Annotated in this window: 8 protein-coding genes; 4 read left to right on the top strand and 4 right to left on the bottom strand. The window is 70.1% G+C overall.

Features of this window, described 5'->3' with window-relative positions; all coding sequences use genetic code 11:
* Positions 1-515: 515 nt before the first annotated feature.
* On the bottom strand, positions 516-2264 hold the full coding sequence (locus tag ACZ7SW_RS26565) for a pyruvate dehydrogenase (RefSeq protein WP_470233057.1): 1749 nt from the start codon (positions 2262-2264) through the stop codon (positions 516-518).
* Between the two features lie 126 nt (positions 2265-2390).
* Between ACZ7SW_RS26565 and ACZ7SW_RS26560 the strand changes: the two genes are divergently transcribed.
* A complete protein-coding gene (locus ACZ7SW_RS26560) occupies positions 2391-3137 on the top strand; it encodes an SRPBCC family protein (protein ID WP_470233056.1) in 747 nt (248 codons plus the stop codon).
* A gap of 2 nt (positions 3138-3139) precedes the next feature.
* Here the strand turns inward: ACZ7SW_RS26560 and ACZ7SW_RS26555 are convergent, their stop codons facing one another.
* The 3 genes from ACZ7SW_RS26555 to ACZ7SW_RS26545 all read right to left on the bottom strand — a co-directional run bounded on the left by ACZ7SW_RS26555 (position 3140) and on the right by ACZ7SW_RS26545 (position 4688).
* Positions 3140-3508 carry an SPW repeat protein gene (locus ACZ7SW_RS26555; protein WP_470233055.1) on the bottom strand — a complete coding sequence of 123 codons (369 nt, stop codon included), beginning with the start codon at positions 3506-3508 and terminating at the stop codon, positions 3140-3142.
* 61 nt (positions 3509-3569) lie between these two features.
* Entirely contained in the window at positions 3570-3914 is a 345-nt protein-coding gene (locus ACZ7SW_RS26550) for an STAS domain-containing protein (RefSeq protein ID WP_344276889.1), read from the bottom strand.
* A 75-nt stretch (positions 3915-3989) separates the two neighbouring features.
* On the bottom strand, positions 3990-4688 hold the full coding sequence (locus tag ACZ7SW_RS26545) for a DJ-1/PfpI family protein (protein WP_470233054.1): 699 nt from the start codon (positions 4686-4688) through the stop codon (positions 3990-3992).
* A gap of 98 nt (positions 4689-4786) precedes the next feature.
* On the opposite strand from ACZ7SW_RS26545, the gene ACZ7SW_RS26540 reads away from it, so the two are divergent.
* From ACZ7SW_RS26540 to ACZ7SW_RS26530, 3 genes are all read left to right on the top strand, one after another.
* A complete protein-coding gene (locus tag ACZ7SW_RS26540) occupies positions 4787-5764 on the top strand; it encodes a GlxA family transcriptional regulator (protein WP_470233053.1) in 978 nt (325 codons plus the stop codon).
* Positions 5765-6393: 629 nt separating this feature from the next.
* Complete coding sequence (locus ACZ7SW_RS26535; protein WP_470233139.1) at positions 6394-7647, top strand: YibE/F family protein; 1254 nt, start codon at positions 6394-6396, stop codon at positions 7645-7647.
* Between the two features lie 79 nt (positions 7648-7726).
* The gene (locus tag ACZ7SW_RS26530; RefSeq protein ID WP_470233052.1) at positions 7727-7987 is read left to right on the top strand and encodes a hypothetical protein; all 261 of its coding nucleotides are present in this window, start codon (positions 7727-7729) and stop codon (positions 7985-7987) included.
* Positions 7988-8139 lie beyond the last annotated feature (152 nt).

The following is an 8139-nucleotide window of genomic DNA, read 5'->3' as shown; positions in this document are numbered from 1 at the left end:
GGGGGTTCTTGTCAAGGCATCTTTCCCGCCTTGACAAGAACCCCCGCGCCGTAGTCACAATCAGCTTCGGGGTGCCCTCTCACGCCACCAAAGCAATGTCGCCGCCAGGCGACGAGCCGCACCCACCCGCAATCAAGAGCGAATAATCAACTGCCACACACTGGAAGGAACCCCAGGCGGAGCAGCCCCCAACGCCACACACTCAAACACATGCGCCTTCCCCTGCTGCGCAAGAATGTTCCCAGCAGTCATGCACTCCCCGTACGAACTGTAAAGCCGAGGCGTCCCCGGATCATCAGCCAACGCCGCACCGGCCCCCGCCACCGCGATAGCCGCAGCAAGCACCCCCGCAGACGCCACCTTGCGCAAAACAGTCACACGCCACTCCTCGAATTCCCGCCCAGCACAACCCAGGCACAAACCCGACCCTCCCAGCGCACCCCGCCGCGCCACCACCGCCGAAGACGACCCCTGCCCGAACATCACCCAAAATCAGGCAACTTCAGCCCCCCGGCTCAAAGCCGGGGAATGTTCCGCAAATTAGACTTGGCCAACTCCAACATCTTCCCCACTCCCCCGCTCAACACAGTCTTACTGGCCGCCAACGCAAACCCCTTAACCTGCGCCGCAGTAATATTGGGCGGAATAGACAACGCATTAGGATCTGTAACCACATCCAGCACAGCGGGCCCGTCATGCGCCAAGATATCCCGAATCCCCTCCCGCACCTCCCCAGGCTTCTCCACCCGCCGCGAATACAACCCCGCCGCCCGGGCGATCCCCGCGAAGTCCACCTGATCGTGGTCGGTGCCGAACTCCGGCAACCCGTCCACGAGCATCTCCAGCTTCACCATCCCCAGCGAAGAGTTGTTGAACACCACCGCCTTGACCGGCAGCGCGTGCGTCTTGAGCGTCAGCAACTCCCCCATCAGCATCGCGAGCCCGCCGTCCCCGCACATCGCCACGACCTGCCGGCCGGGATCCGCGGCCTGCGCCCCGATCGCGTGCGGCAACGCGTTGGCCATGCTCCCGTGCACGAACGACCCCAGGATCCGCCGCCGCCCGTTAGGCGTGAGATACCGGGCAGCCCAGACATTGCACATCCCCGTGTCCACAGTGAACACCGCGTCCTCAGCGGCTTCCTCGTCGAGCACATCGGCGACGTACTCCGGATGCAGCGGAATGTGGTTCGACACCTCATTCGTATAAGCGTCGACCACCCGCTGCAGCCCGCGCTCGTGCTTGCGCAGCATGGCATCCAAGAACGACCGGTCGCCACGCTCGCGCAGCCGAGGCAGCACCGCGCGAATCGTCGCGCCGACATCGCCTTGAACCCCGAACTCCAGCACCGACCGGCGCCCCATCCGCGACGGGTCGATGTCCACCTGCACGGTGTTCCGCTGCGGCAGGAAGTTGTCATACGGGAAGTCGGTGCCGAGCAACAACACCAGATCAGCCTCGTGCATCGCCTCGTAACAGGCACCGTAACCGAGCAGCCCGCTCATCCCGACATCGAACGGATTCTCGTACTGCACGAACTCCTTGCCCCGCAACGAATGCCCCACCGGAGCCCCGGCCGCCGCGGCGAGCGCGAGCACCTCGTCATGGGCGTCCCGGCATCCCGCGCCGGCCATGATCATCACCTTCTCCGCCCGATCGATCCGATCGGCAAGGCGAGCGATGTCAGCCTCAGCGGGCACCACGGCGGGCGGACTGCCCAGCGGCGCCGACTCCCCGGTGGCGTTCGCGGCAGGCTCGTGCGACACATCCCCAGGCAGCACCAGCACCGCGGCCCCGCGACGCCCGACCGCGTTCTGCACCGCGATCCGCGCGAGCCGCGGCATCTGCTCCGGCGAGCTCACCATCTCGCAGTAGTGCGAACACTCGGCGAACAGATGCTGCGGATGCGTCTCCTGGAAAAACCCAGTGCCGATCTGCGTGGACGGGATGTGCGAGGCGATCGCCAGCACCGGCGCTCCCGAGCGATGCGCGTCGTAAACCCCTTGCAGCAGATGCAGGTTGCCCGGTCCGCAGCTGCCCGCGCACACCGCGAGCCGCCCGGTCAGCTGCGCCTCCGCCGCCGCGGCGAACGCGCCGGCCTCCTCGTTGCGCACGTGCACCCAGTCGATCCCGCCGCGCGCCGAACCGCCGGTGCGGCGCACCGCGTCCACCACGGGGTTGAGGCTGTCGCCCACCACCCCGTAGATCCGGCGCACCCCGGATTGCACCAGAACGTCGATCAACTGGTCGGCCACCGTCGCCATGCTCTTGCGTCCCTTCGTGAGAGTCCCTTCGCAGTCTGTCATCGTTCAGCCGAACCGCCACCGCATTGACAAGTATTGTTGTCAATGGCACCGTGGCCAGGACGACCACGAGGAGGAACGCCGCCGATGCCCCGCGAGTTCGAGGTGCGCAAAGAGGTTCAGCTGCCCGCGGGCCCCGAGGCCGTGTGGGAGGCCGTCGCGACCGGGCCGGGCATCGACTCGTGGTTCATGGGCCGCCACGAGGTCGACGCCGCCGCCAAGCGGGTCCGCTTCCGGCTCGGCGAAATGCGCACCGAGGCGGAGATCACCGCGTGGGACCCGCCGCGCCGGTTCGCCTATCGCGGCGAGGCGGCCGAGGACGGCACGTTCGACGCGATGGAGTTCCTCGTGGAGGCGGCCGAAGGCGGCACTTCTGTACTGCGATTCGTGCACCGCGGGTTCATCCAGGACGGCTGGGAGGACGAGTACCACGAGTCCTTCGCCGTCGGCTGGGAGATGTACCTGCACACGCTCGCCGAACTGCTGGCGCACTTCCCGGGCCGCTTCGCGACGTACGTGATCGCCGACGGCCCGGCGTCGTCGGCGAGCCGGGACGCGTGGCCGAAGCTGCTGGCAGCGCTCGGCTTGCCCGCCGAACCCTCAGCCGGACAAACGGTCCAGTTCAGCGTCGGCGACGAAGCGATCGAGGGCGTCCTCGATTACTCGACCCCGAACTACGCCGGAGTCCGCACCGAAGACGCCCTCTACCGCTTCCACGAACGGTCGCTGCTCGGCATGCCGGTCGCGGTCGGGCACCATCTTTTCCGGCCGGACGTCGACGAGACCGCCGAAACCGCGACCTGGAGCCGCTGGCTCGCCGACGCGCTCGGCTGACGTCAGCGGCGGCGCAGCAGCAACGCCGCCCCGCCCGCGGCCACGACGACACCGGCGATCACGTTGCCGGTCACCGCACCGGTCGACGGCACGGTTTCGTCGCCGTATCGGAGCAAGAACGGAGACACCGCGGCCCACGCGCCGAGCACCGGCAGCACCCAGGTCAACGCCTGAGCACCGGAATCCCGCGCGCGCATGGCGGCGAAAACGACGATCGCCAGTCCGGCGACCGTATTGCTCACCGCGAGTTCGGCGGCCCCGCCGAAGCGCAGCAGCCACGGCGCGGCGATCAGGTACAGCCCGGCCAGCACAGCGAGGCCCGCTGCGCCCCCGGAGACCGCGGTCTTGCCGGACATCGTGCTGGTGGACATCTCGGATCACCTCAGCAGATCTCGGTTCCACCCCACGGGTACCCAGATTCCGGCCAGTGATTCACGCACCCGCGGCGGCGCACGCCTCGCGCAGGCCGGAGCGCACCGGCGCCTTGATCCCGGACACCGCGAAAGCACGCAGCACCAGCGGCCCGGTCGCCACGATCGAAAGCGCCGGCCGGACGTGGCTCGTCTCCTCGAGCACGCGCAGCCCGGCGCAGCTGAGATAGCCGACCCGCGACAGGTCCACCACGAGTTTTCCGCCGGCTCCGGAGGCGGCGGACAGCGCGGAACGGAATTGTCCTACCGACGCGATGTCGATCTCGCCTGCCGCCGTGACCAGCACGATGTCGCCGTCTCTCCGGCTGGTGAAGACGGTGAGACCGGCATCCCCGCGAGAACCCATTGGCGGTACGGTACGCGCCCGCGAGGCGCTGGCAAACCGTCCTGCCTCAGCTGGGTGGGGGAATTCACGAGGGCGTCACTGCTGCGCCAGCAGCTTTTCGCGCAGCTCCGGCTGACCGGCGAGACCTTCCCGGACCGTGTGGTCGACGAACGGCCGCATTTGCTCGCGCGGGGCGAGCGACCAGTCGAGCGGGCCGAGCGGCGGCTGCGGGTCGTATTCGATGCCGAACTGGACCAGCCGCGCGGTGTCCGTGCCGCGCATCCGCTCCACCAGGTGCAGCGCCAGGTCGATCCCGGCGGACACCCCGGCGGCGGTGATCACCGAACCGGTGTCCACCCACCGCTGCCGGACCGGCTTGGCCCCGAACGCGCGCAGGGTGTCCAGGAACGTCCAGTGCGTCGTCGCTTCGCGGCCTTCGAGCAGCCCGGCTTGGCCGAGCAGCAGCGAACCGGTGCACACGGACGTCATCAGCTCGGCGGAGGTCGCGGCGCGGCGGAGGTAGCCGATGAGCGTCTCGTCGCCGAGCGCGCGCAGCGTCGGCGCGGCACCGCCGGGGACCAGCACCCAGGACGGGTCCGGAACCTGGTCGAAGGTGTGGCTCGGCGCGATCCGCAGCGGCGTGTCGGTGCCGAGGGTCTCCAAGGTTTCGCCGACCACCGCCACCCGGACCGAGGGGTCTGCGGCCGCGTAGCCGTTGATCACCTGCAGCGGTCCCACCAGGTCGAGCGGCGTCAGGCCGGGGTACACGACGAATGCGAACGTCTTCTGCGTCATGCCGCCAGGCTCCCGCGCGCGGGAGCCTGGCGGGACACGCGTGTCCGAAATCCTGCGAACCCGGTTCATCCGGCCCGGCGAGCTGCTACCGTGCGGCCATGCCGAGTACCGCCCGGCAGGTCGTGATCCTCGGGTACCCCGACGCCGAACTGCTCGACATCGCCTGCGTCTCCGACGTTTTCGACGCCGCCACCCGGCTCGGCGCGGCCCGGCCGTACGACGTCCGGCTCGCCAGCGTCGACGGGCTCCCGTTCGCCTGCCAGTCCGGGCTCACCCTCGCCCCGCACGTCCGGATCGACCAGGTCCGCGGGCCGCTCGACACGTTCGTCGTCGCGGGCGGGCTGGGCCACCACACCGCCGCCAAGGACGAACGGCTGCTCTCGCACGTGCGGCGGCTGTCGCAGCTGAGCAGGCGGACGGCGTCGGTCTGCACCGGGGCGACCGTGCTCGCCGCCGCCGGGCTGCTGAGCGGCCGCCGGGCGACCACGCACTGGTCGCACGCGGCGCGGCTCGCCGAGCAATACCCGTCGGTGACCGTGGATCCGGTGCCGCTTTTCGTGCGGCACGGCGACGTCTACACCTCCGCCGGCGTCACCAGCGGGCTCGACCTGACCCTCGCCTTCGTCGAGGAGGACCACGGCCCGACGCTCGCCCGCGAAGCCGCCCGGTCGCTGGTCACCTACCTGCAGCGGCCCGGAAACCAGGCGCAGGTGAGCATGTTCCTCGCCGGGCCGCCGCCGGAACACCGGCAGGTCCGCGACCTCACCGCGTACGTCGCGGAGCACCTCGCCGACGACCTCGGCGCCCCCGCGCTGGCGAACCAGGCCGGCATCAGCACCCGCCAGCTGACCCGGCTGTTCGACGCCCATCTCGGCACCACGCCGGGGAAATACGTACGGACGGTGCGCGCGGAACACGCTGCCCGCCTGCTGTCCGGGACCGACCTCCCGCTCGCCGCGATCGCCCGGCGCTGCGGTTTCGGTTCCACGGAGACGCTCCGGCAAGCGTTTCTGGACCATTTCGACACCCCGCCCTCGGCATACCGGCGCGTGCACTTGCGTTCTGCGCACGCCTGAACGAAACGCCCGCTTCCTCCCCCACCCGGTACGGGTGAACCGCGAGCCGGGAGGGCAGGATGTCCGCCGTGGCACCGCACGACTACCCCGATCAGGACCCCGACGACACCGGCCCGCTGCCGCGAGTGCCGGGCGAACCCGCGTCCCCGTCCTCCGCCGTGCCGCCGCCGGCCTCTCCCGCCTCCCCGCCGCGCGCCCGGGCCGACGGCCCGCGCCGTCCGCGCCGCGCCGACCCTGGACGCACCGGCGAACCCGGACGACCGGCTGAGCGCTCCGCCAACCCCGACCGCCCGGGCGAACCCGGACGACCAGCCGAGCGCTCCGCCAACCCCGGGCGCACCAGCGAACCGGGACGGCGACCCGAACGGCCCGGCGAACCCCGGCGTCCGCGTGCCTCCGCACCACGGCCCGCCCAACCCGGCGCCCCCCGCTCGGCACAACCAGGCAACCCACGCTCCGCTGATCCCCGAGGCTCGCGATCCGGCGAACTCCGCGGCGGCGCGCAATCGGGCGAACTGCGCCTTCCCCGCCGCCCGGGCGACACCCCGCCGCCCGGCGCCCGCCGCCGTCCCCCGGCCCGGCCGCCACAGTCCGAAAAGGACACTCCGAAACCCGCCGCCGACCGAGAAATCCCGCCGCCGAACGGACACGGGCACGGCCATGGGCACGGACACGGCCCGGCCGCCCCGGCGTCGCAGCGAGTCCGCAAACTCCTGATCTGGCTCCTCGCCCCGCTGGCGCTGGCGACCGTCGTCGGCATGATCGTCCTGTACCCGTGGGGCAGTTCCCTGCCGAAGAGCGCCGTCCAGCAGGGCACCCCGGTCCAGGCGGCGATCACGACCGCGACGTCCGGTCCGTGCCTGCAGCCCGGCCAGGTGCAGGTCGGCTCGCAGCCGGATCCGAACGCGAAACCGTGCCTCACCGTCGACCTGCAGATGTCCGACGGCCCGGCAGCCGGGAAACCAGTGCGGCTGACCGTCCCGATCGAGCCCAGCACGCCCCGGTTCACCGCGGGCGACAAGGTCGTCCTCGCCTACAACGGCGGCAATCCGCTGGATCCGCAGTCGTTCACACTCGTCGATTTCCAGCGCGGCACCCCACTCGTCCTGCTCGCCGCGCTGTTCGCAGTGGCCGTGCTCGTACTCGGCCGCTGGCAGGGCCTAGCCGCGCTGGTCGCGCTGGTGCTGAGTTTCGTGGTGATCGTGCTGTTCGTGCTGCCCGCGATCCTCTCCGGGGAGAACCCGCTAGTGGTCGCGATCGCCGGAGCAGGCGCGATCATGTTCCTCGCGCTCTACCTGACGCACGGCCTGTCCGCGAGAACCTCAGTCGCCGTACTGGGAACGCTCGTCAGCCTCGCGCTCATCGGAATCCTGTCAGCGATCTTCTCCGCCGCCGCGTCGCTCACCGGACTCGACGACAGCACCACCACGCTGATCGCCTCACTAGGCCACGGGATCGACGCCCGCGGCCTGCTGCTGGCAGGCATCGTGATCGGCGCGCTAGGCGTGCTGGACGACGTCACGATCACCCAAACCAGCGCAGTATGGGAACTGCGCCGCGCGAACCCCTCACTCAGCTGGCGCGAGCTGTACAGCTCAGGCCTGCGGATCGGCCGAGACCACGTCGGCTCCGCAGTGAACACCCTGGTGATGGCCTACGCCGGCGCCGCACTGCCGGTCATGCTCTACTCCGCGATCTCCGGCGTAGGCCTGGGCTCGCTCCTGGGCAGCGAGGACATCGCCGCGGAAATCATCCGCACCCTGGCAGGCTCAGTAGGCATCGTCGCCGCAGTACCGGTCACCACGGTCCTAGCCGCCCTAATCGCCGCCCGCGAGCCGATCGACCACCTCGTCAACACCACCCCCACCGATTCACACCAGTAACACCCCCGCTGCCCCCGGTCAGCCGCAGCCGTCGCGATGAGGTACGAAGGCCGCGACCCCCCGCACCCGAGGAGGCGCCGTGTTCTCAGCCGCCCTGGCCGGCCCCCGAGTCACCGTGCACCTGATCCGCCGCCTGTTCGCCTCTGTACTGGAAGCCGCCGAAACAGTCCCGCGAATCGCCACCGCCCTGGACGACGTCCGAGCAACCCTGCGCCACCTAGAACGCCTGCTCGCCTACGTAGCCGAAGAACTCCCCGAACTAACCGACCACCTAGACCAAATCCGCGCCCGCGTAACCGCCCTGGACACACACCCCCCGACCCCCACCCAAGCTCCCTAAACCCCAAGCCCCCTGACCCCCCCACACAACGCGGGATCGCGTCGGGGGGGGGGGGGAAGGGGGGCGTCACGGGTGGGGGGGGTCTCGTCCTTTCCTCGCGTAACGGAAGGGAAGCATCCCTCCGACGAGAGAAAACGAGACCAAACAACGAG

It is taken from the genome of Amycolatopsis sp. NPDC114484 (genome assembly GCF_055633755.1).
The sequence above is the reverse complement of the archived record's forward strand: the minus strand, read 5'-3'. Positions and strand labels throughout refer to the sequence as shown.